The sequence below is a fragment of the Halorubrum sp. SP9 genome (assembly GCF_005435015.1).
GTDB lineage: Archaea > Halobacteriota > Halobacteria > Halobacteriales > Haloferacaceae > Halorubrum > Halorubrum sodomense.
This window is the reverse complement of sequence record NZ_SGXU01000650.1, coordinates 1-263: the sequence shown is the minus strand read 5'-3', so window position 1 is coordinate 263 and position 263 is coordinate 1. Positions and strand designations below refer to the sequence as shown.

General features: G+C 73.8%; 1 protein-coding gene. It reads left to right on the top strand.

Features of this window, described 5'->3' with window-relative positions; translation table 11 throughout:
- Positions 1–55 precede the first annotated feature (55 nt).
- Positions 56–263 (top strand): creatininase family protein (locus tag EXE45_RS18885; RefSeq protein WP_158294366.1); only part of this gene is annotated, 208 nt, incomplete at its 3' end.

Sequence of the window (263 nt, the reverse complement as noted above, 5' to 3'; positions counted from 1 at the left end):
GGGCCGCGGGCGGCCGCACCGCTCGCGTTTTATCTCCGCCGTCCGACGCAGCGGTATGTCCGACACGAAGCCCGGATCGGGACGCGTCGCCGAGATGACGTGGCCGGAGATCGAGGCCGCCTTGGAGGAGACCCGGACGCTGCTGGTGCCGGTGGGCAGCACCGAACAGCACGGCCGCCACATGCCCCTCGGCGTCGACGCGTACATGCCGGAGGCGATCGGCGCGCGCGTGATCGCGCGGAGCTCGGCGCTGCTCGCGCCGC